This is a genomic window from Chryseobacterium sp. R2A-55, assembly GCF_021401085.1.
Lineage (GTDB): Bacteria > Bacteroidota > Bacteroidia > Flavobacteriales > Weeksellaceae > Kaistella.
The window spans coordinates 12,595-38,445 of the sequence record NZ_JACBFP010000015.1; the positions used below are offsets into that span (position 1 = coordinate 12,595).

A 25,851-nucleotide genomic window follows, 5' to 3' on the forward strand; every position below is an offset into this window, starting at 1 on the left:
AACATCTTAAGACAGAAACGCCGAAAAATCAGAAACAATGCAAAACGAAAATCCAATTGACGGTCTCTTTCACCTTCCTTACACCGCAAATGATTGGATTATCATCGTACTTGCAATATGTGGCTATACCTACCGAATGTATTTATGGCACAAAACCACGGACCAGAAAAATCCAGAACTAAGGGATTGGTTTGGAATGTTTGTATTGGTAATAATGTGTACGATTTTCTTATACGAATTGGCGATATATAAGAAATGGCCGCTGAAAGTTTTTTTCTTTCCGTTCGCGCTTGCGATTGTTCTTTCAAAGGATGTTACCGATTGGATATTCTTGACGAAGGAAGGGCGTCGATTTGTGATTAATGCGTTCAAAGATTTGATTTCCGGACTAATTGAAAAATTTGGATATGTGAAAAAGGAATAGAATGAATTTCCCAGGAGGAAGGAAATAAAAAAATCCTCCAGTATTAAACGAGGTCTCAAACTCAATTTAACGAACTACCCGAAGGTAACTGGAGGACAAAAGTCTTTCAGTCTTCGGGTATTTTTCGTTAAGAGTTTGAGACCTCACAAATATAGAACAATTTAAAATTATTACTAATATCAAAAAATGAACAAATACCACAAAATTCTAAAGAAAATCCTTGATCAGGGAAAAGTGCAGGAAAACAAAAAAGGCGGAATCACTTATCTTTTGGATGAGCAACTAAAACTAAAGCCGGCTGATTTACTTGAGATATTTGAAACACACGGAATAGCCAGAAATAAACTGAAAACTGAGTTGGAGCTGTTCCAAAGCGGTGAGCGTTTGACTGAGCGATATCGCGAAAAAGGCATTAACTGGTGGGACTATTGCGGACCGATCCTAGTCAATTCTTACCCAACCTATTTTGAGCAGCTGCCTGATCTGATTAGGAAGATCAATAAGGAAAAAAGGAACTCGAAGAATTATGTCTTGTTCCTGGGAAAAAACGATACGGAAAGCAATCAGCAACCTTGTTTGTCGCTCATTCAGTTTCAAATCGATTCGGGAAAGTTGGTAATCTCCGCTTATCAGCGTAGTTCTGATGCTTCGCTTGGTTTACCCGCGGACATCTACCATCTATATTTGATAAGTCGGAAGATAGATTTGCCGCTTAAATCCATTACGCTGAGCATTGGGAACGTTCATATCTATGAGAATAATCTTTTAGCGACTGAAAAACTGCTGAAAGGTGGGCGCGCAAGCTTTGAGTTGAATGTATGAATAAAGTCCCAAACAGGGACTTTATTTACTCTTTAAAGAGGATTTAAAAGGTGCTAAAATTAATTATTTTTGGACGTTTTGTTTTGGATTTTTGGACATTTCGTTTTGCCGATTATAGACCCGAGTTGCTGGTTTCGCGTTGGTGAGGGGCACGCCCAAATTTTATGAGTTTTTTGGGTTTTAATTGATTCTTTTTTAATTAACTTTGTGAAAATCAATAAACAAAATTTTATTAATTATGGGAAAAGGAGACCAAAAATCCAGGAGGGGAAAAATCACTGCCGGATCTTACGGCAAAAAGAGACCAAGAAAGGCATCTAAATCTGTGGCAGAAGTAGCAATGAAAGAAAGTCCGCTGAAAGAAGCCAAGCCAAAAGCAGCGCCGAAGCCGAAAGCGGAAAAACCAGCGGAGGCAAAAGCGGGAAAAGCTCCGAAAGCCACCACAGAGGTGATTGATGCGAAACCAAAAGCGACCAAAACAAAAAAAGCCGAGGAATAATCCCCGGTTTTATTTTTCCCCTACTTTTATGGGAAGCCAGGAAGTACCTGTTTGAGTGCTTTTCATGATTTCTTTCTGCCCAAATGGTAATTCCTATTGTGTCCTCGGTGTTTACAATTATCTTTGCAGGCAGAAAAATATTGATCTTATGCTCACCAAAATCATCGTGCACAAAGTAGGAAACAAAATCAATCAGGAATCCTTGATTCTTTCTGGGGAGGAGTTGAGGCTGGATGATGAAATGAAGGAATTGCTTGAAGATTTTTTTCTAAAGGCGTTCAAATCCGAGGAACAGTTCCGGTTTTACAGCGATTCTTACTTGGTGAATAATCCGGTTTATTCGTCAGTTGCTGAAGTGTTTGAGGATAAGGAGAAGTTTGTGTGGGAAGCGGAAAATATCGCAAAACATCTTTATGAAGTCACCGAGAATCCACGGGTTCAAAATGGTGAGCTGTTCATTGTTTATTTTGAGGGAGCAGAAAATGCAGACGGAAGTAAAACGGATTCGATTGGGATTTTTAAGATGGAAAATAAGACTCCGTTCCTGAAGATTTTTCCTCAGAATGATTCTTTCGAGATTGAAAAAGACTATGGAATAGGACTTTCAAAGCTGGACAAAGGATGCCTCATTTACAATAATTTTAAGGAAACCGGATTTGCGGTTTCTGTGGTGGATAACAACAAAAATGGCGACATGTACTATTGGTTTGAGGATTTCCTGAAAGTAAGGCAGCGTGATGATGATTATTTCCATACCCAAGAAACACTTGCTGTGTACAAAGATTTCATCACCCGCCAACTTCCGCAGGAATTCGAGGTTTCTAAAGCGGACCAAGCGGATTTTTTGAATAAATCCATCAATTTTTTTAAGGAAAAGGAAAAGTTTGATTTCGAGGAATTCACCAGTGAAGTCCTGGAAGACAAAAACGTGATAGAGAGTTTCAGCAACTTCAAATCTGATTATGAAAACGAAATGCAGGTTGCAATTTCGGAGGATTTCGCGATTAATGAATCTGCGGTGAAAAAGCAAAGTCGCGGTTTTAAGAGTGTGATCAAACTTGACAAAAATTTCCACATTTACGTGCATGGTGACCGCAAAAAAATTGAAACGGGACAGGATGAGAAAGGAAAATATTACCGGCTTTATTTTGATGAGGAGAAATAGGTGTTACCAGTTTGGCTTTATTGTAAATGAATGCCTCACGAAGCATGCATGGGGTTGTTTTTTGGCAAATAAAACCGGCTCATCTTTTCCCAAGATTTCGTAAATTTGTGAATCCCATTTTAATTAAGTAATGGAGAGTAATGAGGTTTGAAACCGAAAGGTTTCATGATCCGTTTAATAACAATAAAAAAATATATTATGAAAGTTACCGTAGTTGGTGCAGGAGCAGTTGGCGCAAGTTGCGCAGAGTACATTGCGATGAAAAATTTCGCTTCCGAAGTTGTTTTGGTAGATATCAAAGAAGGCTTTGCGGAAGGTAAGGCAATGGACTTGATGCAGACCGCATCTTTAAATGGTTTTGATACCAAAATAACAGGAACAACAGGTGATTACAGCAAAACTGCTGGTTCTAAAGTTGCGGTGATCACTTCCGGAATTCCTAGAAAACCCGGGATGACCAGAGAAGAACTCATCGGAATCAATGCCGGAATCGTAAAAGAAGTTTCCGCGAATTTGGTAAAATATTCACCGGATGTTATCATCATCGTGGTTTCTAATCCTATGGATACCATGGCTTATTTGGTCCATAAAACTTCGGGTCTTCCAAAACACAGAATTATAGGAATGGGCGGGGCGCTGGATTCAGCACGTTTCAAATATAGACTAGCCGAAGCTTTGGATTGTCCGATTTCTGATGTTGACGGTATGGTGATCGCCGCACACTCCGATACCGGAATGTTGCCTCTGGTAAGCAAAGCGACAAGAAATGGTGTTCCGGTAACTGAATTCTTGAGTGATGACCAAATTGCTTATGTAACTGAAGAAACTAAAGTTGGGGGCGCCACATTAACCAAATTGTTGGGAACTTCTGCTTGGTATGCACCGGGTGCGGCTGTATCGGTAATGGTGCAATCTATCCTTTGCGATCAAAAGAAAATGATTCCTTGCTCTTTGCTTTTAGATGGGGAATACGGCCAGTCTGATATCTGTCTGGGTGTGCCTGCAATTATCGGTGCCAACGGTGTTGAAAAAATCGTTGATATTAAATTGACAGATGCTGAAAAAGATAAATTCGCGCAAGCAGCAAATGCTGTAAGAGAAGTGAACGGCGACCTGAAATTCTGATATTTTCTTTTTTAAAGAAACCAATGCAAAATAAAGGTCGGAGAATATTTTTCTCCGGCCTTTTTTTTAAATGGATATTGTTGAAAATTAGCGGTTTATTTTATTTAAACGCAATATTCATTTCCTTGTTTATAAACTGAATGGCTGAATTTGGATATTTCGCCCATATATTCGAATCTTTTGCCAATTGCTGCAGCGAGGTGTCTTCTACATAAATATAGTCCCCTTCTTCATCCACATAGCAGTTGACCACTTTTTTGTTCCAGTCTTTTCGTATGGCCGCTGATTTCTCGGAATCATAAACATACGTTCCCTCTGTGGTTTCTCCTTCATATGTGAATTTGATGTAATAAACGTAATACTTAGTACCGGCATCAACGATGGTGTCTTCCGTGATTTCCAGCGTTGGACGGTCGTTTCCTGAAAGTTCAATCCAATCGGTGGTCCAGCCCACGTATTTGCCGCTTTTTTTTTCGGCAATTCTAATCTGAGAGCCCAAAATGGTTCCTGTCTGTGCCAATATCATCATCACACCAGATAATAAAAGACACATAGTAAAGAATGATTTTTTCATTGTATAAGATTTATGATGTTAGTAATTATTTGAGTTTATAATTCATCTAAAGGACTCCCTTATTTTCAGAGTTATTTAATTTTTTCCAATACCAATCCATCATAAATCCAAGGAGGACAAATGCTAAGCTTGAGAACAAAAAACTTGCAACGCTCATAATGGCATTGAGTGCATCCACCGGAAAACCTTGGAGCCACAGCAAAAGATAATATCCCAAAGGATGAATGATGATGTAAAAAATGAACATGATTAAAATGCTTTCCCCGAGTCGGATGTTTTGATTTTTTCCGGCTAAAGTTTTTATTCTTTTCATCAGTAAAAACAATATGATTAAAAATAATGCACCGAAAAATAGAAACATGATTTGGGTACCGGTTGCGTAATCCATTTCTGGAAAAATCATCTCAATAGCCTGCTGCAGAAAAAGAGCGTGCATGATAGAAAACATCGGAACCACGATGGTGAAAGTAAACAATAAGGAAAGCACGCTGAAAACGGCTCCGGTTTTGAGTGCGATGTTTTTTGTGGTTTTCATGGAATTATGGTTTGAAAGTCAAACGGGAATTTAAATTGAGTTCTTCAATGATGTCCAACATTAGCTGGATGTCTAAAATGTAATTTTCCAAAGCTTTTACCTCATATACAGAACGAAATAAAGGCGGTGTGAACAGGTCTTTCCCCTTAGGATAATGGATTCCGAAATAAACTTTGGAGTTCTTAAAAGAAAACTGAATGTTCTTCTTTGCTCTCTTTTTGAAATCGAGGATTCTTGCCATCAAAGCCTGAGAAAGTACATATCGGGATTCCACCTGGTCTGTACCGTAAACCTCAAAATACCTTTCAAATTCTACGTCTTCTAACTTTATGCGTACATATTTTTCCTCTTCTTCCATGAAAAGAAGTTTCGAAAAATATTTGTATCCATCGGGATAAACCAACGTATTCCAATCGGTATCTTTGTTAAAATCCGCAACAAAGAATACGCCCCGAAAAAGGTCTGTATATTGCTTGCTGTCAATCATTTCATTTTTAACTTCCTGCATATCCTCAGCTAAGACTTCCGCAAAAGTAAAATTCGTTTTTCCGATTTCTCCGGTTATTGCTCCAGAAGAATAGTAACGTTTCGGATGGTTGAACATCGGGAATCCGCTTTGCGTGAAATCGTCTCTGGAAATGCCATATTCCGGATGGTATGTCATATTTTCCTTTAAGAACGGAATGATTTTTCTTTTAATTTCTTTGCGGTATTGTGCGGCATATTTTCCAGAATACAGATATTGGTGCAAAATGTTTTTTTTCTTGATGTTGAAATAAATGAAAAATGCCATCAAATAAATGAAGAGCAATAATGCTATGCCTGCCAAAATTATTTCGTGATCTTTCTCGCCGGTTCGGTATTCCTGAATGGTGATTTCGGAAATTTTCCAGGTCAGAGGCACCAAAACCAACAAAATCAATATTCCCCAAAACGCCAATAGAGCTCCTGCTTTCAGTGCTGTCTTTTTTCGCAGTTTTTCGAGATCCCATAATGCGGCGTCCTGTCCTTGGCGAAAATGCTGGTGAAGATTTTGTGTAAATGTTTCTGAAATAGCCATCAATCTTACTAGGTTATCGTCTTAAAAAAGGTTTTAATTGTTCACGGGTCAGATGGATTTTTTGTACTCCTTCGGAATGGGGCGCAATTTCTCCACTGCCGAAGTAAAAATTGAATCCGGAATCTTCCACCACAAAATTCTGAAGGTTGGATGCAAACAAATATCCGTCGCCATGGAATTTTTTTGGGTCAAGTGTTTCACCGTCGGCAGCCAAATAATATAATCCCAGACCTTTATCAAGCATATTTTTGTCCGCTTTTTTGTTTTGCTTCAGCGCATTTTGTGACAACAGTTTGGTAACCTGAAGATCGAAGTCGCCTGAGAAATCCAATAATGTCTCGATTTCTATTTCTTTTTGGTTTTGGAAAACCACCGTCCAAACCTTTGTGGTTTCCGGTTCTTTATCTGCTTTTGATTGTTTTTTTATCAGATAGCTTTTAATTCCGTTTTTTGGGTCATCAAATTCTTCGTAATCAATGGATACATGTAGATTTTCAGCTTTTGGTAAATGGATATTTTCCCGGCTTTCCTTTTCCTGGGAAATGATCATGTTTACCAATTTTTTGATCATGTTTGCGGTATCCTGTGCAGAAACAGGATATTTTGCTTTGATAATCAAATTACCCGAAGAATCCGTAATGGACTCATAGATTGCCGTTTCTGTGTTTTGTGGTGTATTAGGATTTTTCCGGCAAGAAAAGATGAAGAAAAAAACACTTAATAATAAAAAGAATTTCACTTTGCAACAGGGTTTATGTTTATGGATTAGAAAAACATTTATTAGTTGACGAACAGGTCTTTTGCTTTAAGGTTTTGGGATTCTTCTGTCAGAGTTTCAAATGTTGATTTGGTTTTGTAGCCCATTATTCCTGCAAAAATATTTCCCGGAAAACTTGCTACAGCATTATTGTAATCTGTAACCGCATTATTGAAAAACCTTCTGGAAGCCGAAATTCGGTCTTCAATATCCGCCCAGCTTTCCTGCAGTTGCAGAAAATTGTTGCTGGCTTTCAGTTCCGGATAATTTTCTACGGAAACCATAATTTGTTTCAGAGCACCGCCGATGTCATGGTTTAGCTTCATTTTCTCTGCATCAGAAGTATCAGAAGAGATCGCTTTTGTCCGCATTATCGTTAATTTTTCCAATATATTGGTTTCGTAGGTCATGTAATTTTTTACGGTATCTACAAGATTTGGGATGAGGTCGTATCGGTTTTTCAGCATTACATTGATGCTTCCGCTTGCATTGTCCACCTCATTTTTTCTTCTGATCAGGTGATTATAATAATAAATAATAAGAAGCAGGATAGGCGCTCCAAAAATGATAATTGTGGTCATGGTTTTAATAATTCATGGTTGATTTTGTTCGCAGAAATGCATTCCCGGAGTGCGAACCTTGTCCGAATATTTTTTTTGCTCCGGAAAAAAACATTTAAAAGTTATAAGCCACCCGTATTGGTTGCCCAAACCGGCTGGTTATTTATGGTATATATTACCAGATTGCCATCATCTTGCAATACCATATAAGAGCCATTTTTGCCATTGGTGTTGCTTGCCCAGATTGCGCTGTCTGCAGCATCGTAGATCACCAGATTTCCATCATCCTGGAAGCGGAATTTTTTGGAGGCGTTTCCATGGGTTTGCGATGCCCAGATCGGATTGTTTCCGTTTTTGTATAAAACCAGATTCCCGTCATTTTGGAATCTTAGCGTGAAAACTCCATTCATCGACCTCATAATGGTTCCGCCTGGTTTCCAGGAAACACTTTTAGACACCGCGGGAGTCTGTGCCACGGCGACAAATGCACCGAATACCATGATGCTTAAAAATAAAACTGTTTTTTTCATAATGACGATTTTTTGATTTTTCCTGCTTTTTTTTTCGAATGAGATGGTGACCCTTTTTTTATCACTGATTGTTGACTATTCCCTCAGTTTTCCTTTTGCGATCTCTCTGTTTTTTTCCTTTAAGACGAAGGAATCTTTTTTGATTTGTGTCAATACTAGATCTCCTTTTATCCAAGTATTTACTTTGCTTTTAGGCTTTTTGTCCAGGATCAGATTCTCGGGAAATTTGGAATTTCTCATGATCTCTGCTTTTGTATGGTCTTTGCTGAAAATAAGCGGTGCATTAGCTATTTCACCGTCAAAAACATATTTCGTCATCCAGGGTTGGATGCAGTCGTTCTCTAAAATGCTCCAGGAATATCCTGTGGAAGGCTTACATCCGGAATCGTCCAAATCTCCCCCGGTAATCGGATAACCATTTTGTGGAGCCATATTCGCATAAACCGAGGCTTCATATTTTTTGTCAATGATTAAGATGGTAAAATGCCTGAAATTGGCAGTGTCCGGATTTTGCTTTCTTTCGAGTTCATAAGTCAGCTTCAGTTTGCCATTTTCCATTGCAAGGGATTTCACGGAAACTCCGGCAGAAGTATTGCTGGTCTCGTCAATCATTGCAATGACGAAATTTTTGGAAAAATCTATTTCCGTTGGCTTTCCTTTTTCCCCCATCAAAGAAGCCGTTCCGAAAATGCTGTTGAATTTTTCATCATTTGTGATTTTCAGCATGTGTAGATTCCGGTCCGGATAATCATTTTTCACAAAATAATTTTTCGCCAGAGTATAAGGTACTTCATCAGAAGAACTACATGCGAAAGTGATAAGGGAAAAAATTGAAAAGCCTATTATGGTAAGTTTGTTGATTAGATTTAGCATATTAAAAGGATTGATTTAGATTTTTTTTAAAAGAAAGGTTCCCATTCGGTAGCAAAAAACTCATAGGTTTCACCTTTCTTGATCCAGTTGCCGGTGACGGAAATCAAAACGTCCTGTTGTGGGGCAAATGAATAATCGCTGTTCGGCTTTAGTCCTGAAAAATTGATAGCGACGCCGTTTCCGTATTTTTTGCTGATGCATTTAGTGCCGGCAGTTTTGTTTCCAAAACCTGTTGTAATGCCTTGCTTTACCATTTCCGAATCTACAAATAGACAGCCGTAACCGCTTTTTTCATTATAAGAAAATACTTTTCCTCCGATAGTGGCGGATGCTTTGGATTGGGCATTTCCTGTGATGAAACTTGCCATCATAATGGAAATAGTGTAGGCTAATTTGTTCATGGTTTGCATTTTTCAAATAACCGGCTTTTTTTTCCGGTTTATTTTTGAGCCAAAATTACACGGCATTGTCAAAACACGGTTAGTAAAATACACGCAAATTATAGATAAAAAACATGCGGCAGCTATTAATTACAAGTCTATGTTTGTGCTGAAAATCATCTTTACAGTTGCGTGATTTTTACCTAAAAAATGCCTTATTTCTACTAACCGATTTGGTGACGGGCAATATAAATTTGCTTGGTCACCAATAGTTGATGATTAACACAAACAAAAACTTTAAAAAATTTTAAAAATGAAAAATGTATTTCAAAAACTTGCAGTTACTTTTTGCCTGATTATGGTTGCTGCATTTTCTTCCACCCTTAAAGCACAGGATTACGAAGTCTATGACGGAAAAGAATTCTCGGTGATGTTTACCGTGCGAAACGGAACGGCAGAAAATGTGAAATTTGCAAGCAGAGGCGCAAAAACATGGACAGAGTTTGAAGTTCTTGAGTCAAGAAATGGGAACAAGGCGGTTTTCAATGCCTTTGTAATTGATGGACAGCTGAACGGTTATCAAATTGATTATTATGAAGACGGCTATATCTGGGTATTTAATATTGATGATAACAGAAAAGCGATTGGCACCGGCTGGAAGCTTACCCTCAGACAATAAGTCCCCCAAAAAAAAGACCGGAATTTACTTTTTCGGTCTTTTTTTGTTGCATATTAAGCTTTTTTTGTTTTAAGTTTTTCCTTTTCCGAAGGCAGAAAGCCGAAATGTTTTTTGAAAACTTTGGTAAAGTATGCAGGTTCGCCGAATCCAATATTCCAAGCCGTCTCTGAGACGGAATCTCCATTTTTCAGCATTTGCAAAGCAAGTTCCATTTGGATGTTTTTGATGAAATTCGCCGGAGTTTGACCGGAAATCGTTTTCAGTTTACGGGTCAGTTGGCTTGCGCTCAATCCTACTTCCGAAGCCAAATCGGTTACATTAAATTCTTTTCCAATATGATCATGAATTATTTTGTTCAGTCTTTCCAGGAAATTCCGATCTCTTTCGTTCAGTTCGGGAGCATCTTCCTGGACAGGAATTACATTTCCCACAAATTTTCTCTGAAGTTTTTTTTGCAGATTAATTCTGTTTTGTACCCGTAAAGCAAGTTCGGAAATCGAAAATGGTTTGGTAAGATAATCATCTGCACCGCTTTGCAGACCTTCAATTTTATCATTTTGATCAGATTTTGCTGTTAACAGGATGATCGGAATATGACTTGTAATATCGTTTTCTTTCAACGATTTGCAAAGCTGAAATCCATCCATTTCGGGCATCATCACATCGCTGATGACCACATCGGGAAGATGTTCCAAAGCGAGTTCTGTTCCTTGCTTTCCGTTTTCAGCTTCCAGAAAACGGAAATTATTTCCGAGATTTTCTACTACAAAATTTCTTAATTCTCTTTGGTCTTCTACTATCAAAATCAATGGTTTTTCTTCGTCGTGAGGAATTTCTTCCACAGAAATATCGTTATTAGGGATTATTTGCGGAATTAAAGTCCTCGGATGTTCGGAATCAGAATTTGTTTTTCCTTCGGACAACCAGACCGTAAAGGTGCATCCCCCGCTTTCGTTGTTTTCTGCAAAAGCATCGCCATGGTGTAGCAAAGCCAGTTCTTTCACAATAGCCAATCCGATTCCCGAACCTTCATATATTGGTTTTTCTTCGTTGGCGACCTGATAAAAACGATCAAAGATGTGTGGTAAATCTTTTTCCGGAATCCCGGTTCCTGTGTCGGAAACCGAAAAATACAATTTATTTTTCCTGAAGTCTATTTTGCACTGAACACTTCCTCCATTTGGGGTGAATTTCATAGCATTGGAAATCAGGTTGTTAAAAACGCTTGCCAAGGTTTCTGACGAATAGGCAAAATCTCTTTGGTAAAATTTATCTTTTGCAGATTCCGTGATTTTCATGGTCAGATTAATATTTCGCTGCGTGGCAAGGGATTGAAATGCCTGAATGTAATTTTGTGCTTCGTTCAGCAGGTTTCCTTTCTTGAAATAAATCTGGTATTTGTCTTTTTCCAATCTGGTAAGGTCAAGCAATTGGTTGATGAGCTGCAGCAGCCTTTGTCCGCTGAATTCCATTTCATCAAACCGTTTTTTATCTTTTTCGCTGCCGTCTTTTTTCAGGATTTCCAGATGTCCGTTAATTAAGGTAAGCGGCGTGCGGAACTCGTGGGAAATATTGGACAAAAACCGTGATTTGAATGCTTCAGTTTCTTTGGCAAGTTCTGCTTCACGGCGTTTGAGTACGAGGTTTTGCTTCTCTAATTTCAGTTTTTTATTTCGGATCCAATAGATGTATAAAATTAAGGCAATCAGTATAATGACTGTGCCAAGAATGCCGTAAACCACTGTAGAGATTGTGTTTTTTCTTGTGATTTCGCTTTCCTGGCGGGCTTTCATTTCTGTCTCTTTTTTGCCGAACTCGTATTTCATTACCAGTTTGGAGGTATCATCGAGTTTCAGGCTATCCTGGAAAGTGTGGTACAACTTGTAATTTTTTAATGCATTTTTATGATCGCCCATATTTTCATTGATGGAAGAAAGGGTTGCATAATTGTCAGCAAGTTTGCTGATCTCGCCCGTTTGTTGATGAAATGCCAAAGACCTTTCCGCATATTCTTTTGCTTTGGTATATTCTTTTTTCTTATTGTAAATGGTTGCCCTTAATCCTTGTATCACGGCTAAATAGGCTTTGTTGGCATTCTTTTCTGCCAAATCGAGATATTCCAAAGCTATGTCTGATTTGTTTTCCCGGTTATGGATTGCTGCAATACCAAAATAAGCGACGGTTATCATTATTTTGTTATTGTTCTTTTTTGCGAAAAATAAAAGTCTCTCGTAGCTTCGTTTAGCTTCTTTCCACAGCTGTTGCTCTTTGTAAATGCTTGAAAGCCATGAATATCCTTGCATGACCATGAGATAATCATTCACTGATTCGGATATTTTCACAGCTTTTTCAAAGTATTGTCCGGCTTTTTTGTAGTCTCCTCCATTATAATATACATTACCAATAGCTTGATAGGCTTCAGAAATCAAAGCTTTTTCCTTTATTTCTTCAGAAACTTCCAGCATTTTTTGGGCATATTGAAGCATTTCGGTATTTTTTTCCAAAAACCTGTAGTTCATTACAAGGTTGCTTAGCGTTTTTGCGATTTGTTCTTTGTTGTTCAGGTTTTCATAGATCGAAAGTGCTTTTTTAAAGTATTGGGGAGATAGGGAATAGGCATCCAGTTTCCAAAAATAAATTTCCCCAATATGATTATAAGAAGCTGCAATTTTACTGTTGTCTTTTGATTTTTCCCACAGAGCCAGTGCCAAAAAATGAAATTTCAGCGCTTGTTTTTCGTCTTTTTTGGTCCGATAAGTATGAGCGATCTGGTCAAAAGCTTCGGCTTTTGCCTTAATGTTGCGTGTCTTATTGCTGATGTTTATGAGTGTTTCGAGATTCGCAAGAGCGGAATCGTAATTTCCCATTTCCCGTTCAGCAATGCCGATGTTCAGCAATGCGTCTGCTTTTCCTTTGGTGTAATTCAGTTTATTGGAAGATGAAAAAGCAGATTTCGCATAATTCAGAGCAGATTTTTTATCACCGTTTTCGCGGTCTATTTCCAGTTGGCTCAAATGGTTGAGAATATCCACATATTGGTAAATGTCTTTGGTTTTTGATAAAACCCGTTTGAGGGAATCGATGCGCTTGTCTGTAAGCAGGTTGGCTTTTGCTGTTAATCCACAGAAGCCCATCAAAAGAATTGATAACAGTATTATTAGTTTTTTCATGAAAAAATAATATAGTCTGCAATGTATTATTTTTTTTCATAAGAATTCCTTAAAAAAACAAATAATTTTGCATATCGGCTATCGGTTGGATTCAAGAGGGTATTCAACTGTATTTTTTCTATTTTAGGCATCAGTGAGAAGTGAGCAAGGTGAATTCTTTTCCCATTCCATGATGCTTCGGAAATTAAAAAGCAAAAGAAAGTAAAGCTATATGATAAAGAATGACGGCGAGGGAAAGAATTTGATCGAGTAGCTCAACAAATTAAAACCTAAATTAAAAAAGCCAGTGCAGGCTGCATAAATTGCGCATCAAAGTATGCATTGAATTGTTAATGCGCTTTAATCTGCAGAGGGTTCTTTATTCCTAAAATCGTAAATTTGGAAAATATAAAAAGTAAATTTATGCTAAAAAAAGTTCAGATCTTCGGATTTGCTGTGTTGATGGCATTCTCGGTCAATGCCCAGAAAAGTAGGACTTCATCACTTGAAAGACCCAAATTGGTAGTCGGTTTGGTAGTGGATCAAATGCGATGGGACTATCTCTACCGTTATTATGACAAATATGGGAATGATGGTTTTAAGCGACTTTTAAATCAGGGCTATTCGCTGAATAATGTCCACATCAATTATATTCCCACTGTAACTGCAATTGGTCATACTTCTATTTATACCGGATCCGTTCCCGCCATCCACGGAATCGCCGGAAACGACTGGACGGACAGAACCACCGGAAAAAATAGATACTGCACTACAGACGACTCGGTAAAACCTGTAGGAACAACAAATGGAAAAGTCGGAAGTCATTCCCCAAAAAACCTTTGGTCCACTACCATTACAGATGAACTGCGTTTGGCAACCAATTTCCAGGCGAAGGTGGTGGGAGTTTCATTAAAAGACAGAGCGTCCATTCTTCCTGCAGGTCATAATCCAACCGGTGCTTATTGGTTCGACGATTCCACCGGAAATTTTGTGACAAGTTCCTATTATATGAACGACTTGCCGCAATGGCTGAAAAACTTCAATGCGCAGAACCTTCCGGATCAATTAGTGGCAAACGGTTGGAATACTTTGTTACCCATCAGCCAATATACCGAAAGTTCACCGGACAATTCGCCGTGGGAAGGACTTTTGGGAAGCGCGAAAACTCCAACTTTCCCTTACAGTAATTTAGCAGCAGATTATCAAGCAAAGAAAGACAATATCCGATATACTCCATTCGGAAACACACTCACTTTGAAAGTTGCGGAAGCCTCTATCGAAGGAGAAGGTTTGGGACAAGACCATGTCACTGATTTTCTGGCAGTCAACCTGGCTTCCACGGATTATGCAGGGCACAAATTTGGTCCCAATTCCATTGAGGTGGAAGATGTTTATTTGAGACTGGACCAGGATTTAGCAGATTTCTTTAAATATTTAGATACGAAGGTCGGCAAAAATCAATACACCGTTTTCCTTTCTGCTGATCACGGTGGAGCACATGCAGTGGGGTTCATGGAGCAACATAAAATGGCAACCGGAATTTTCGGGGATAATGCTGAAAAGAATATCAACCAAATGCTGAAAGATCAGTTTAGGTTAGATAAAATGGTCATGTCGATCAATAATTATCAGATATATCTTGACCAAAAATTAATCAAAGACAGCAAGCTGAATTTGGATGAAGTGACGAAATATGTGGTCAATGAAATGAATAAGGACCAAACTGTTTTGTTTGCAGTCAGTTTAAAAGAAATAGGGAGCGCTCCGATCCCGGAACCAATAAAAACCAGAATCATCAATGGTTACAACTGGCAACGAAGTGGCGACATTCAATTGATTTCTCATGATTCCATGCTTCCTCCCTATGCGAAAACCGGAACCACGCACAGCGTTTGGAATTCTTACGATTCCCATATACCGCTCATTTTCATGGGATGGGGAATTAAAAGTGGCGAAAGCAATAGGGAATATAATATGACAGATATTTCTCCAACGATCGCATCTTTACTGAGGATCCAGTTCCCCAGTGGAAATATCGGAAATCCGATTGTGGAAGTAATCGGCAAATAGAACTTTCATCCTTAAAGGATTTCGCATCCTTGAATGAATTATAAAAAAACAAAAAAAACGCAATCACGCGGTTTTTTTGTATATGGCATTCCTGTTATTTTCCTTTTTGTGGAGGATAATTTGCCATAATCTCAGCAACAATCTCAGGGATTTGTCTTTGTTTTGCTTTTGGTGAATCCACAGAAATTCCGCTGCCGATTCCCTGCCAAACCAGTTTTTGGCTTGCCGCATCAATGAAATCCACGATCAGGGTTCCTTCATTGTAGTTGGAAGTCCAGGTTCTGCTCATTCCAAGTCCCCATCCATAAGGACCTCCCCATCCATACATTCCGTAAGGTCTTGTGGACTGCACATCCTGTACTTTCTTGTGGTTCGCTTTCACATTCACGATCAGGTCAGGATTATCGCCAGGATGCAATCCCTTTAATTGAAGTTGTTTGGAAACCTCGTTCAGCACTCTATCTTTGTCGATATCGTTCAGTTTCAGATCGTCAATTCTTAGCTTATAAGTTTTGTACAAATTGAAATTGGCGGTTTCCGCATAATCAGACCGTACCTGAAACGGACTGCAGGAGGTGAGTCCCAAAGTTGCGGAAGCGAGTACAAGTAAAAGATATTTTTTCATTTCTATGATTGTTTTTTTATTGTTCTCTTAAAGGTGTCGGTTTTTTTATCATATCCATATGGACAGTGTTTGCACCCACTTTTGCAGCAATAGCCTCGTTTCAGGAGGTATTTCTCTGTAAAAACTTTATAACCTAGTTCATTATAATAGAAGTCTTCGTGCTCTTTGATGGTTTTTTGGTCCATTGGTTAAATCGAAATCGCTGAAAATTTTATATTTGCTTAATGATATTTGTTTGCAAAACATTACTCAAAAATACGAAAATTAACGGGATCACACTTTTTCCGTTTATTCTGCTGAAAAAAATTGAAGACAGGCAAAACCCCATACTCATCAATCACGAAAAAATTCACCTCCGGCAGCAATTGGAACTGCTGGTGATTTTCTTCTACATTTGGTATGTGGTGGAATATTATTACTGGTTGATCAAGCTGAAAAACCACTATCTCGCCTACAGATATATTTCCTTCGAACGGGAAGCATACGCCAAAGAAGGGGATTTGCAATATCTGAAAACCCGAAAACTATGGAGTTTTTGGAAATATTTGTCCTAAAGTTCTCACCGAAGACTCCGTCTCCATCAAAATTTTTTGTGAAATGACAATTCGTTCTTCGACAAAGAGAAAAATCCCCTAATTCTCCGTAATTTGCACCCTCTACGAGAAACGCCGGAAAATGAACCTCCCCGAAACTTTAATCCCAATTGTTGAAATCCCTTTAAACAAAAACATTCGGCTTTTCATTAAAAGAGAAGACCTGGTTCATCCAGAGATTTCCGGAAATAAATACTGGAAACTCTTTTACAATGTCAATAATTATTTGGATCGAAAGCCTTCGCATCCTCTCATCATCACTTTCGGGGGTGCATTCTCTAACCATATTTCAGCGGTTTCCGCATTAGGGAAATCTTTGGGCATAAAAACTTTGGGAATCATCCGTGGTGACGAACTCTCGGATAAATGGCGGGAGAACGCAACCTTAACTCATGCCCACGAAAACGAAATGGAATTCCGATTTGTGACCAGAACCGCATATCGCGATAAAGAATATTTAACCCAAATATTAGAAAAAGAATTTCCCGAAGCATTGATTATTCCAGAAGGTGGAACCAACGAATCCGCTGTGAAAGGTGTAAAACACATGCTGGATGACCGAACAAAAAGTTTTGATTATCTTTGCACCGCTGTTGGAACTGGCGGAACCGTTGCCGGAATTTCCCGATTTTCGGAGGTAAACCAGAAAGTTTTAGGATTCAAAGTTGTTGCTGATTCTTCGCTGGCGAAAAGGATTTTGGAACTTTCGGGAAGAGAAAATTTTCAATTGATAGATGCTCATTTTGGAGGTTATGGCAAAATAACTGATGAAAATATTCGTTTTATCAATTGGTTTTCAAATGAATTCGGAATTCCGTTGGACCCCATCTACACCGGAAAAATGTTGCAGAAAGTTTTTGAACTGATTGATGAGGGTTTTTTCCCGGAGCACAGCAAAATATTGGCATTTCACACCGGCGGACTGCAGGGTATTAAAGGAGCCAATGAAATGCTGAGCAAGCAAAATCGGAATTTTTTGATTAATTGAAAGGGGGAACCCGTTTATGAAAGAAAAAGAGAAATTGGCTTTAGCCAAAAACTAAATCCATTTATGAAAAAAATAATATTTGCGTTCGCAATTCTTATGCTGTCAAAATTCCAGGCTCAAACCTGGAAAACGGAAGACCAATACATTCAGAAATTCGCCCCTTTTGCAGTAGAGGAAATGGAAAAATATAAAATTCCCGCCTCCATTACTTTGGCTCAGGGACTTTTGGAAACCGGCGGCGGACAAAGCCGGCTCGCTATTCAGGGCAATAACCACTTCGGAATCAAATGCAAGGAAGACTGGACCGGAAAAACCATGACCCACACCGATGATGCGCCGAACGAGTGTTTTCGCGTTTACGACGATCCGCGGGATTCCTATGAAGACCATTCAAAATTCCTGGCTTACCGAAAATATTACCAGAACCTATTTAAACTCGACATGCAGGATTACCGGAGTTGGGCGCACGGACTGAAAAAGGCCGGTTACGCCACAAATCCCCGATACGCTTATATTTTGATAGATAAAATCGAAAAATATAAACTTTATGAATTCGACAAAACGAATTCAAAAGAGGTTTTTTACGCCGTTTTAAAGTTGTATCCAGGTTTGCAAAACGACAGAATTTTCATGGCGCAACTTGACCAGACCAAATCAGTCCGGAACTCTGAGATAAAAGCGAATGAAGCTCCGCAAACAGTTTTTGCCCAACCCAAAAAAAATGAAAAACTGACTTTAAGCAAAACCGAAATCCTGAATTCCATACTGATCAAAAGTCACCCGAATGAGAACCGAAGGTTCATCATTATCCCGGAAGATCTGGATCTGGAATCGGTTTCCAAAAAATTTGGAATCAGCGAAAGCCGCCTGATGAAATGGAACGAACTGGATGGAAACCAGCTCCGGAAAAACGACATCCTCTTTTTAGAATCGAAATCTTCATCAGGAAATGTGGCCACTTACCAAACGCAATCCGGCGAATCCATGCATGATATCTCCCAAAAATTCGGGATTAAACTGAAGAAATTATATTCCAAAAACCGAATGGATTTTGGTCAGCAACCGAAACCGGGACAACTAATTTACCTGCAGGAAAAAAAGCCGAGAGGATAGTTTTGAGTGAAGTTGCTTCGCAAAGAAATCGAAGATTCGGCCGATTCAATTTTTCTTCGGAAGTGAATCCGCTTCGCTGTTAATTCCATCGAGTGCATTTGAAACCTGGAACTTAAAACTTGAAATCTGCTTCTCGGCAGACGGGCGTGAATCAAATTAAACATTAAAACCTCAAACTTTAAACCTAAATCATGTTATATCAAAGAAGTTCTGCTTTGTTCGACGAAGCGCAAAAATATATTCCCGGCGGCGTGAATTCTCCCGTTCGTGCTTTTAAATCTGTTGGTGGAGTCCCGGTTTTTATGAAATCTGCAAAAGGTGCTTATATGACCGATGTTGACGACAATGTCTATATCGATTACATCAATTCTTGGGGACCTGCAATTCTTGGCCACACTCATCCGGAGGTTTTGGAAGCCATTCAAAAACAAGCAGAGAACGGGTTTTCCTACGGAACACCAACCGAACTTGAAACAGAAATCGCAAAATTAATTGTGGAAAATGTTCCGAATGTTGACCAAATCAGAATGGTTTCTTCCGGCACAGAAGCGTGTATGAGTGCGATCCGTTTGGCAAGAGGTTTCACGGGACGAGACAAAATCATCAAGTTTGAAGGTTGCTATCACGGTCATTCCGATTCGTTTTTGATAAAGGCGGGAAGTGGCGCAGCAACGTTCGGAAATCCAAATTCGCCCGGAGTTACGGCCGGAACTGCGAAAGATACTTTACTGGCGAGATACAACGATTTCGAGCAGGTAGAAGATTTATTCAGACACAATGAAGGAGAAATTGCTGCAATCATTATTGAACCAGTTGCCGGAAATATGGGATGTGTTTTGCCGGAAAACAATTTCCTGCAGAAACTGAGAACCATCTGCGACGAAAACAAAACCCTTCTGATTTTTGATGAGGTGATGACCGGATTCCGCTTGGCTTTTGGTGGTGCGCAGGAAATATTCAAGGTGAATGCCGATTTGGTAACCTTTGGAAAAGTAATCGGTGGTGGAATGCCGGTTGGCGCTTTTGCGGGTAGAAACGAGATTATGGATTACCTCGCACCAAAAGGTGCCGTTTACCAAGCCGGAACCTTGAGTGGAAATCCATTGGCAATGAGAGCTGGTTTGACTACTTTGGAACTTATTAAAAATGATGAAAACTTCTACCAGAACATCAATAAAACTGCAGAAACCTTAGATTTTGAAATCGGAAAAATCCTGAATTCTAAGAATATTCCACACAGAATTAACCGGAAAGGTTCTATGATGAGCCTCTTTTTTCATGTGAATTCGGTTTCCAATTTTGGTGAGGCGGCGATGGCGAATCATTCTTTATTCAATAATTTCTTCCACCAACTGTTGGCAAAAGGAATTTACCTTCCACCGAGCGGTTATGAAACTTGGTTTATCTCGAATGAAATTAAGGAAAAAGAAATCGACCGAACTTTGGAAGTGATTCGCGATTTTGAATATTCATAATAAATCGCCACGAAAGCAAGAATTGTATGAGTGCATTCGTGGCGAAATTTTTTCCCACCTGTTTTTCGATGGATGGGATCAAATGAGTTTAAGCAGATGGTCATCCAAAAAATCTGTATAACCCCGTGAAGTCTCTGCACAATTTTTTTAAGAAAAACTGTTAATGCAGGTCCTTTCTTAAGGTTTTCCTCTTTCATACTGATGCGGAAAAAAGCACTCTTCGTTTTCAGCAAAGGAATTTATTGCCGCCAAATAAGGATTCCTCAAAATTTCCCTTGCCACGAAAATCAAATCTGCATCGCCGTTTTGCAGAATTTCTTCCGCATGTTTTGCTGTTTTGATCAAACCAACCGCGCCGGTCGGTATTCCAGTTTGTTTTTTGATTTCGGAGGCAAGCGGAACCTGATACCCGTCAAACAAAGTGATTTTCGCACCGTGAATATTTCCTCCGCTGGAAACATCTACTAAATCTACTTTTTTAGTTTTAAGAATTCTGGCCAATTCGGTGCTTTGTTCCAGATCCCAACCGTTTTCGGCATATTCAGTTGCAGAAATTCTCACGAAAAGCGGATGGTTTTCATCCAGAATCTCATTTACTGCGTCAACAATTTCCAATAAAAACCGAATTCTATTTTCAAAACTTCCACCGTATTCATCCGTTCTGATATTAGATAAAGGCGACAAAAACTGATGAATGAGATAACCATGAGCGGCGTGGATTTCTACCAAGTCGAAACCTGCGTCAATCGATCGTTTTGCGGCAGTCTTAAAACTTTGAACCAAATTTTTGATTTCTTCAGCAGTCAACACATGAGGGATTCTTTCGCCTTCCATATAGGGAATCGGTGATGGCGCCACAGTTTCCCAGCCTTCTTCCACGGGAATTTGTCTTCCGTTCAAGGTGGAACCTTTTCTTCCGGCATGACCGAGTTGAATTCCGATTTTGCTTTCGGAGTTTTCATGCACGAATTTCACGATTTTGCTAAAAGCTTCTGCCTGTTCCTCATTCCAGATTCCGGTGCATTGGTTGGAAATCCTTCCTTCGGGAACCACGCCGGTTGCCTCCACGATGATCAGTCCGGTTCCTCCTTGGGCGCGACTTCCGTAATGCACGAAATGGAAATCATTTGGAATACCATTTTTTGCGGAATACATACACATCGGCGACATCACCCAGCGGTTTTTCAGTTCGAGGTTTCGGAATTTTATTTTTGAGTAGAGCATATTATTTTATTTGTTGCAGGCTATGCATTGGTTAGATTTGATCAATACAAAAATACGTTAAAAATGAGAACCGTCAGTTGTGAATTACACTGAATAAACAGAGATTTGCAATGAAACAAAATTTCTTAAAAACAAAATTTAGTGATGAAATGATGTCTTTTGATAAAAAGAGGACAAAATATTTGACCAAAGTAAAAGAATACGCGGAGAACAACGGTGTTCAACTTTTCTGTTTAATGAGGGTATAAGGTTCAGCTGAATCGTGTTCTCTTTTGCTATTATTCAGATAATAAGGTTTTGTCATCATGGACGAATTGCATCAATTATCCACTGAACCAACATTTCTCCAACTTTCAACAACCAAAACCATTTTTCCTTATCTTTGCTTCCCGATTTTTAGATATGGAAAAAGAATTTAAAATCACTTTTGAAGCCATCGAGAATTATCACGCGCTTGATGAGACTGAAAAAAAACTGTATGACGCTGCACAAAAAGTTCGTCAAACTGCATATGCAGCCTATTCCCATTTCCATGTCGGTTGTGCGATTCTTTTAGAAAATGGTGAAATCATCACCGGAAGCAACCAGGAAAATGCGGCATATCCTTCTGGTTTGTGTGCGGAGCGAACGACCATCTTCTGGACTTCTGCCAATTTCCCTGAGGTGAAAATCAAGAAACTTTTTGTAATCGGTGCACCAAAAGACGCGGTTTCATCTACACCGATTCCACCGTGTGGAGCGTGCCGGCAATCAATTCTGGAATATGAATCGAAACAAAATGAGGCCATCGAAATCTATTTTGCTTCTCTGGATGGCGAAATCTATAAAACCAAATCCATCCGGGATTTGCTGCCTTTTTCTTTTGATTCTTCTTATCTTTAAAGGATAGAATTCTTCTTGTCTAAATGATGTAGTTGATATGCTGCATATTTTTGACCATTAAGACCAAGAAGGAGTTAAGAAAATTCCTGCTTCATCTTGTTCAGATTCTTACGAATTGATCAAAGGATTACATGTCAAAATGTTTAATTTTACTGTTTAATTGTCGTTTGTGTAACTTAACAATGAGAGCAGTGAAAGTCCCTCATCACCTCATGTCCTTAATGTTGAAATAATAATTCAAAATGTTTCTCCAACATCAAATTTAAACTGAAATTTAAATGAAAATAGCCGCAATAGATATCGGAAGTAATGCTGCACGACTTTTGATCAACGAAGTTCTGGAGCCCAAAAAAGGTAAGCCGGAATTTACCAAACTAAATCTGCTGAGAATCCCCCTTCGCTTGGGAATGGATGTTTTCACCAAAGGAGAAATCGGCCCCGAAAGGGAAAAGATGGTCGTGGATTCCATGAAGGTTTTTTCAGATTTGATGAAGATCTATGGCGTGGAACATTTTCGTGCATGCGCAACTTCCGCAATGCGCGATGCGAGAAACGGAAAGCAGATTATTGAAGAAGTCAAGAAAAGTTCAGGGATCGCCATCGAAATTATTTCCGGCGATGAAGAAGCTTCTCTTGTTTTTGAAAATCATATTGCAGAAGGACTGGACAAGGATTTTGCCTACCTGTATATCGACGTTGGTGGTGGTTCCACGGAACTAACTTTTTATGAAAATGGAAAGATGAAATATGAAAAATCTTTTAATATCGGAACCATTCGGATTTTAAATAATTTGGTAACGGAGCACCATTGGAAAGAGTTGAAGGAGGAAGTTCGAAAAAACATCAACAGTAAAAAAAACGTAGTGGCAATTGGATCGGGTGGAAATATTAATAAGGTTTTTTCCATGAGTAAAACCAAAGACGGAAAACCGATGTCTATCTCCTATCTTAAAAAATGCCAGAAAGAGATGAGCGCACTTTCGGTGCCGGAAAGAATGGCAAAATATGGCATTCGGGAAGACCGTGCCGATGTGGTAGTTCCTGCCTTAGAAATTTTCAACAGTGTAATGACATGGGGCGAAATCAACAAAATTTATGTCCCAAAAATTTCAGTGGCTGATGGATTAATTCACAATATCTATCAAAATATAAAAGGGAATAGATAAAACAGGTGAAAACTGCGAACGATTGAATTTCACTAAAACCTCATTTTATTAAACTTCATTTCCGACGTAACAAATTCTATATTTTTCTGATTTATTGCTTTTTAGTTTAAAAACTTACGGCAAAATGTACTATTTTTAACTGCTGAATGGTTGTCAAGTTAAATAGATTCTATGAACAAATACTCGCCCTTACTTTTTTTATTCCTTTCCAGTTTTTATTATGCTCAAAAAATATCCGGTTCAGTCACTGATCATCAAACCAAAAGAATTTCCTATGCCGAAATTATTCTTTCGCATGACCAAAAGAAAACCTCTGCAGTCACCGATAATGACGGGAAATTTAGCCTCTCACTTCCATCCTATGGAACCTACGATTTGGCCGTCTATGTGAACGGTGAAAAAGAATATACAGAAAAAATCAATCTGGTAGAAGATCGGGAAATTACGATTCAGCTTCCTGAAAAAAGCAATACAGGAGAAACAAATATTGCAGCCGTCGCCATTATTGCAAAGAAAAAATTGGTGGAGCAAAAGGTTGACCGCTTGGTTTTTAATGTAGAAAACTCTGTGGCATCACAAGGTTTAGATGCAATTGAAGCGTTGGAAAAATCACCAATGATCCGCATTTCAAATGATGTGATTTCCATCGCTGGTAAAAGTTCCGTATCAGTGATGGTGAATGACCGCTTGCTTAATCTTTCTGGGCAGGATCTCATTAATTATCTGAAAACCATTCGATCAGATGATATTGCAAAAATTGAAGTAATTACCACGCCGCCATCCAAATACGATGCGTCCGGAAAAAGTGGAATGATTAATATTGTTTTGAAGAAAAACACCTCTTTGGGATGGAACGGCACGCTGCAAAGTAGTGGCACTTACCGTAAGAATGTTTCTTACCGCGACGGTGCAACCATGAACTATCAAGGAAAAGAACTTTCTTTAACTGCCAATGCATCAATCGGTGAAAGTATTTGGGAAAACGAAAACTCGACTGTTATTACCGCCGAAAATTATTTGTGGAATTCCAAAAGCAACAGCTTGGGAAAATACCGTTATAAAAGTGGCGGTTTAAAAGGGGAGTACAAGATTAATGATCGCAATAGCATCGGTTGGAATTATAATATTTCCCGCTCTGATCCACGTAACACAAACAACACCACTACGTATTCTTTAATGAATGGCGAGGAAAACCGTTTCGATTCTGAAAACGTCGGAAGCTCCAGAAATACTTCCCATAACGCAAGCGCATTTTATGAAATTAAGTTGGATACGTTAAGCAGCAAATTAAGCTTTACCGCCAATTTAATGAAGAATATTTCCGATACGTATAATGCCATTTCTACTTTTAACGGTCCTGGAGTTTTTGGAAAAACTTTGGGAAACAGCAATTATCAAATCGCAAACGGACAAATAGATTTAGAAAAAAATACAGAAAAATTGAAAACAGAAGGTGGGCTGAAATATACCAATATTAGAAATAATTCGACCTTCAAATACTTCAATCAAATTAATGGAGAAGAAGCATTGAACACGCTTCGTAGTAATGATTTTCAGTATGAAGAACAAAACTTTGCCGCCTATGCAAGCAGCAGTTTCAAAATTAGCGAGAAACTGGATGCGAAAGTAGGTTTGCGATATGAATATACCCTTACCAAAGGATTTTCTCCACAACTTAATGAGACCAATAAAAATCATTATGGCGAATTTTTTCCTACCGGTTATTTAACCTACAAACCTAATGATGACAATTCGGTTTCTTTAAACTATACCCGAAGAATTGACCGGCCGTATTTTTGGAGTCTAAATCCTTTTAAAAGTTATATTTCAGAGTACGAATATTACAGCGGAAACCCGAGTTTAAGACCATCAATCACCGATAATATAGAGATTTCTTATGTGCTGAAAAACAACTTTACTGTCGGGCTTTACGGATCTTTTTCTAAAAATGAAGTGGATCAGTTACAGGTAATCGACGGGGAAACCAAATATTCCACCAATCAAAACTTATACAACGAAAAAAGAGCAGGAATAAATTTGAATTTTAATTTTACTAAATTCTCTTGGTTAGAATCTTATCTTTCTGGGACGGCATTTTATGCGAAGTCAATTTCTAACTTCGAAAATGTAATTCCCTTACAAGGATATGGCGCAAATTTCAGCATCAATAATAATTTCTTCCTGAACAAGAATAAGACCGTGGTTTACATTTTAGGATATTGGTTTGATGCAGCGTCTAAAATTGGAAATACCGCCTCTGGAAATATGAGTGGACTCTACAGCGGAATAAAGTTGAGTTTGATGGAAAAAAATCTGAATGTCAATTTATTTGTTAATGATATCTTGAACACCGTAAAATGGTCCGGAACCGAATATTACCAAGGCTTTACATCAAGTTATTCCGGAAGCGGAAGCAATCAGAATCTTAATCTATCCGTGACGTACCGATTTGGGAATAAAAATGTGAAAGGCGCAACCAAACAAATTAAATTTGATGATCAAAACCGTGGCGGAGGAAGTCAGGGTGGAGGAAAATAAAAATATTGTACGTTTTGAAAATGCGGATTTTTTAATCCGCAATTT

26 protein-coding genes are annotated in these 25,851 nt (G+C 38.7%); 14 read left to right on the forward strand and 12 right to left on the reverse strand.

Going from position 1 to position 25,851, the window contains the following annotated elements:
- Positions 1–37 precede the first annotated feature (37 nt).
- From L0951_RS13010 to L0951_RS13030, 5 genes are all read left to right on the forward strand, one after another.
- Entirely contained in the window at positions 38–424 is a 387-nt protein-coding gene (locus L0951_RS13010; RefSeq protein WP_234111693.1) for a hypothetical protein, read from the forward strand.
- 186 nt (positions 425–610) lie between these two features.
- Positions 611–1,246 (forward strand): thymidylate synthase, encoded by a 636-nt coding sequence (locus L0951_RS13015; protein ID WP_234111694.1) that lies wholly within the window; start codon positions 611–613, stop codon positions 1,244–1,246.
- A gap of 238 nt (positions 1,247–1,484) precedes the next feature.
- A complete protein-coding gene (locus L0951_RS13755; protein WP_317207205.1) occupies positions 1,485–1,745 on the forward strand; it encodes a 30S ribosomal protein THX in 261 nt (86 codons plus the stop codon).
- Positions 1,746–1,893: 148 nt separating this feature from the next.
- The gene (locus L0951_RS13025; RefSeq protein ID WP_234111695.1) at positions 1,894–2,910 is read left to right on the forward strand and encodes a nucleoid-associated protein; all 1,017 of its coding nucleotides are present in this window, start codon (positions 1,894–1,896) and stop codon (positions 2,908–2,910) included.
- A 198-nt stretch (positions 2,911–3,108) separates the two neighbouring features.
- Positions 3,109–4,035 carry a malate dehydrogenase gene (locus L0951_RS13030; protein WP_234111696.1) on the forward strand — a complete coding sequence of 309 codons (927 nt, stop codon included), beginning with the start codon at positions 3,109–3,111 and terminating at the stop codon, positions 4,033–4,035.
- Positions 4,036–4,135: 100 nt separating this feature from the next.
- On the opposite strand, the gene L0951_RS13035 is transcribed toward L0951_RS13030, so the two are convergent.
- The 8 genes from L0951_RS13035 to L0951_RS13070 all read right to left on the reverse strand — a co-directional run bounded on the left by L0951_RS13035 (position 4,136) and on the right by L0951_RS13070 (position 9,325).
- The gene (locus tag L0951_RS13035) at positions 4,136–4,609 is read right to left on the reverse strand and encodes a hypothetical protein (protein WP_234111697.1); all 474 of its coding nucleotides are present in this window, start codon (positions 4,607–4,609) and stop codon (positions 4,136–4,138) included.
- Between the two features lie 46 nt (positions 4,610–4,655).
- Positions 4,656–5,144 carry a hypothetical protein gene (locus L0951_RS13040; protein WP_234111698.1) on the reverse strand — a complete coding sequence of 163 codons (489 nt, stop codon included), beginning with the start codon at positions 5,142–5,144 and terminating at the stop codon, positions 4,656–4,658.
- Positions 5,145–5,148: 4 nt separating this feature from the next.
- Positions 5,149–6,204, reverse strand: coding sequence for a DUF3137 domain-containing protein (locus L0951_RS13045; protein ID WP_234111699.1), 1,056 nt, complete (start codon positions 6,202–6,204; stop codon positions 5,149–5,151).
- 13 nt (positions 6,205–6,217) lie between these two features.
- A complete protein-coding gene (locus L0951_RS13760; protein WP_234111700.1) occupies positions 6,218–6,943 on the reverse strand; it encodes an RsiV family protein in 726 nt (241 codons plus the stop codon).
- A 41-nt stretch (positions 6,944–6,984) separates the two neighbouring features.
- Positions 6,985–7,542 (reverse strand): LemA family protein, encoded by a 558-nt coding sequence (locus L0951_RS13055; RefSeq protein WP_234111701.1) that lies wholly within the window; start codon positions 7,540–7,542, stop codon positions 6,985–6,987.
- 101 nt (positions 7,543–7,643) lie between these two features.
- Positions 7,644–8,051 (reverse strand): bulb-type lectin domain-containing protein, encoded by a 408-nt coding sequence (locus tag L0951_RS13060; protein WP_234111702.1) that lies wholly within the window; start codon positions 8,049–8,051, stop codon positions 7,644–7,646.
- A gap of 75 nt (positions 8,052–8,126) precedes the next feature.
- Positions 8,127–8,924 (reverse strand): hypothetical protein, encoded by a 798-nt coding sequence (locus L0951_RS13065; protein ID WP_234111703.1) that lies wholly within the window; start codon positions 8,922–8,924, stop codon positions 8,127–8,129.
- A gap of 26 nt (positions 8,925–8,950) precedes the next feature.
- Positions 8,951–9,325, reverse strand: a complete 375-nt coding sequence (locus L0951_RS13070; RefSeq protein WP_234111704.1) for a hypothetical protein — start codon at positions 9,323–9,325, stop codon at positions 8,951–8,953.
- 292 nt (positions 9,326–9,617) lie between these two features.
- On the opposite strand from L0951_RS13070, the gene L0951_RS13075 reads away from it, so the two are divergent.
- Complete coding sequence (locus L0951_RS13075; protein ID WP_234111705.1) at positions 9,618–9,983, forward strand: hypothetical protein; 366 nt, start codon at positions 9,618–9,620, stop codon at positions 9,981–9,983.
- Between the two features lie 53 nt (positions 9,984–10,036).
- Here the strand turns inward: L0951_RS13075 and L0951_RS13080 are convergent, their stop codons facing one another.
- Positions 10,037–13,153: a tetratricopeptide repeat protein gene (locus L0951_RS13080; RefSeq protein ID WP_234111706.1), complete on the reverse strand. Its 3,117-nt coding sequence runs from the start codon at positions 13,151–13,153 to the stop codon at positions 10,037–10,039.
- Between the two features lie 402 nt (positions 13,154–13,555).
- On the opposite strand from L0951_RS13080, the gene pafA reads away from it, so the two are divergent.
- On the forward strand, positions 13,556–15,202 hold the full coding sequence (pafA, locus tag L0951_RS13085) for an alkaline phosphatase PafA (RefSeq protein ID WP_234111707.1): 1,647 nt from the start codon (positions 13,556–13,558) through the stop codon (positions 15,200–15,202).
- Positions 15,203–15,296: 94 nt separating this feature from the next.
- Here pafA and L0951_RS13090 read toward each other — a convergent pair whose 3' ends face one another.
- Together L0951_RS13090 and L0951_RS13095 are read right to left on the reverse strand one after the other, a co-directional pair.
- A complete protein-coding gene (locus L0951_RS13090) occupies positions 15,297–15,827 on the reverse strand; it encodes a DUF4136 domain-containing protein (RefSeq protein WP_234111708.1) in 531 nt (176 codons plus the stop codon).
- 2 nt (positions 15,828–15,829) lie between these two features.
- Positions 15,830–16,012 (reverse strand): DUF5522 domain-containing protein, encoded by a 183-nt coding sequence (locus L0951_RS13095; protein WP_234111709.1) that lies wholly within the window; start codon positions 16,010–16,012, stop codon positions 15,830–15,832.
- A 39-nt stretch (positions 16,013–16,051) separates the two neighbouring features.
- Between L0951_RS13095 and L0951_RS13100 the strand changes: the two genes are divergently transcribed.
- From L0951_RS13100 to hemL, 4 genes are all read left to right on the forward strand, one after another.
- Complete coding sequence (locus L0951_RS13100) at positions 16,052–16,381, forward strand: hypothetical protein (RefSeq protein WP_234111710.1); 330 nt, start codon at positions 16,052–16,054, stop codon at positions 16,379–16,381.
- Between the two features lie 121 nt (positions 16,382–16,502).
- On the forward strand, positions 16,503–17,408 hold the full coding sequence (locus tag L0951_RS13105) for a 1-aminocyclopropane-1-carboxylate deaminase/D-cysteine desulfhydrase (RefSeq protein WP_234111711.1): 906 nt from the start codon (positions 16,503–16,505) through the stop codon (positions 17,406–17,408).
- A 63-nt stretch (positions 17,409–17,471) separates the two neighbouring features.
- On the forward strand, positions 17,472–18,521 hold the full coding sequence (locus L0951_RS13110) for a glucosaminidase domain-containing protein (protein ID WP_234111712.1): 1,050 nt from the start codon (positions 17,472–17,474) through the stop codon (positions 18,519–18,521).
- A gap of 191 nt (positions 18,522–18,712) precedes the next feature.
- Entirely contained in the window at positions 18,713–19,996 is a 1,284-nt protein-coding gene (hemL, locus tag L0951_RS13115; RefSeq protein ID WP_234111713.1) for a glutamate-1-semialdehyde 2,1-aminomutase, read from the forward strand.
- 177 nt (positions 19,997–20,173) lie between these two features.
- Here the strand turns inward: hemL and namA are convergent, their stop codons facing one another.
- Positions 20,174–21,220: an NADPH dehydrogenase NamA gene (namA, locus tag L0951_RS13120; protein ID WP_234111714.1), complete on the reverse strand. Its 1,047-nt coding sequence runs from the start codon at positions 21,218–21,220 to the stop codon at positions 20,174–20,176.
- Between the two features lie 402 nt (positions 21,221–21,622).
- Here namA and cdd point away from each other — a divergent pair, with 402 nt between their 5' ends.
- The 3 genes from cdd to L0951_RS13135 all read left to right on the forward strand — a co-directional run bounded on the left by cdd (position 21,623) and on the right by L0951_RS13135 (position 25,806).
- A complete protein-coding gene (gene cdd, locus L0951_RS13125; protein WP_234111715.1) occupies positions 21,623–22,102 on the forward strand; it encodes a cytidine deaminase in 480 nt (159 codons plus the stop codon).
- A gap of 278 nt (positions 22,103–22,380) precedes the next feature.
- Positions 22,381–23,268 (forward strand): exopolyphosphatase, encoded by an 888-nt coding sequence (locus L0951_RS13130; protein ID WP_234111716.1) that lies wholly within the window; start codon positions 22,381–22,383, stop codon positions 23,266–23,268.
- A 171-nt stretch (positions 23,269–23,439) separates the two neighbouring features.
- Positions 23,440–25,806 carry an outer membrane beta-barrel family protein gene (locus L0951_RS13135; RefSeq protein WP_234111717.1) on the forward strand — a complete coding sequence of 789 codons (2,367 nt, stop codon included), beginning with the start codon at positions 23,440–23,442 and terminating at the stop codon, positions 25,804–25,806.
- Positions 25,807–25,851: the final 45 nt, after the last annotated feature.

Bases quoted from the DNA above. Each gene is read 5' to 3' on its own strand.
- L0951_RS13010 (WP_234111693.1), top strand. From the start codon at position 38: ATGCAAAACGAAAATCCAATTGACGGTCTCTTTCACCTTCCTTACACC.
- L0951_RS13015 (WP_234111694.1), top strand. From the start codon at position 611: ATGAACAAATACCACAAAATTCTAAAGAAAATCCTTGATCAGGGAAAA.
- L0951_RS13755 (WP_317207205.1), top strand. From the start codon at position 1,485: ATGGGAAAAGGAGACCAAAAATCCAGGAGGGGAAAAATCACTGCCGGA.
- L0951_RS13025 (WP_234111695.1), top strand. From the start codon at position 1,894: ATGCTCACCAAAATCATCGTGCACAAAGTAGGAAACAAAATCAATCAG.
- L0951_RS13030 (WP_234111696.1), top strand. From the start codon at position 3,109: ATGAAAGTTACCGTAGTTGGTGCAGGAGCAGTTGGCGCAAGTTGCGCA.
- L0951_RS13035 (WP_234111697.1), bottom strand. From the start codon at position 4,609: ATGAAAAAATCATTCTTTACTATGTGTCTTTTATTATCTGGTGTGATG.
- L0951_RS13040 (WP_234111698.1), bottom strand. From the start codon at position 5,144: ATGAAAACCACAAAAAACATCGCACTCAAAACCGGAGCCGTTTTCAGC.
- L0951_RS13045 (WP_234111699.1), bottom strand. From the start codon at position 6,204: ATGGCTATTTCAGAAACATTTACACAAAATCTTCACCAGCATTTTCGC.
- L0951_RS13055 (WP_234111701.1), bottom strand. From the start codon at position 7,542: ATGACCACAATTATCATTTTTGGAGCGCCTATCCTGCTTCTTATTATT.
- L0951_RS13060 (WP_234111702.1), bottom strand. From the start codon at position 8,051: ATGAAAAAAACAGTTTTATTTTTAAGCATCATGGTATTCGGTGCATTT.
- L0951_RS13065 (WP_234111703.1), bottom strand. From the start codon at position 8,924: ATGCTAAATCTAATCAACAAACTTACCATAATAGGCTTTTCAATTTTT.
- L0951_RS13070 (WP_234111704.1), bottom strand. From the start codon at position 9,325: ATGAACAAATTAGCCTACACTATTTCCATTATGATGGCAAGTTTCATC.
- L0951_RS13075 (WP_234111705.1), top strand. From the start codon at position 9,618: ATGAAAAATGTATTTCAAAAACTTGCAGTTACTTTTTGCCTGATTATG.
- L0951_RS13080 (WP_234111706.1), bottom strand. From the start codon at position 13,153: ATGAAAAAACTAATAATACTGTTATCAATTCTTTTGATGGGCTTCTGT.
- pafA (WP_234111707.1), top strand. From the start codon at position 13,556: ATGCTAAAAAAAGTTCAGATCTTCGGATTTGCTGTGTTGATGGCATTC.
- L0951_RS13090 (WP_234111708.1), bottom strand. From the start codon at position 15,827: ATGAAAAAATATCTTTTACTTGTACTCGCTTCCGCAACTTTGGGACTC.
- L0951_RS13095 (WP_234111709.1), bottom strand. From the start codon at position 16,012: ATGGACCAAAAAACCATCAAAGAGCACGAAGACTTCTATTATAATGAA.
- L0951_RS13100 (WP_234111710.1), top strand. From the start codon at position 16,052: ATGATATTTGTTTGCAAAACATTACTCAAAAATACGAAAATTAACGGG.
- L0951_RS13105 (WP_234111711.1), top strand. From the start codon at position 16,503: ATGAACCTCCCCGAAACTTTAATCCCAATTGTTGAAATCCCTTTAAAC.
- L0951_RS13110 (WP_234111712.1), top strand. From the start codon at position 17,472: ATGAAAAAAATAATATTTGCGTTCGCAATTCTTATGCTGTCAAAATTC.
- hemL (WP_234111713.1), top strand. From the start codon at position 18,713: ATGTTATATCAAAGAAGTTCTGCTTTGTTCGACGAAGCGCAAAAATAT.
- namA (WP_234111714.1), bottom strand. From the start codon at position 21,220: ATGCTCTACTCAAAAATAAAATTCCGAAACCTCGAACTGAAAAACCGC.
- cdd (WP_234111715.1), top strand. From the start codon at position 21,623: ATGGAAAAAGAATTTAAAATCACTTTTGAAGCCATCGAGAATTATCAC.
- L0951_RS13130 (WP_234111716.1), top strand. From the start codon at position 22,381: ATGAAAATAGCCGCAATAGATATCGGAAGTAATGCTGCACGACTTTTG.
- L0951_RS13135 (WP_234111717.1), top strand. From the start codon at position 23,440: ATGAACAAATACTCGCCCTTACTTTTTTTATTCCTTTCCAGTTTTTAT.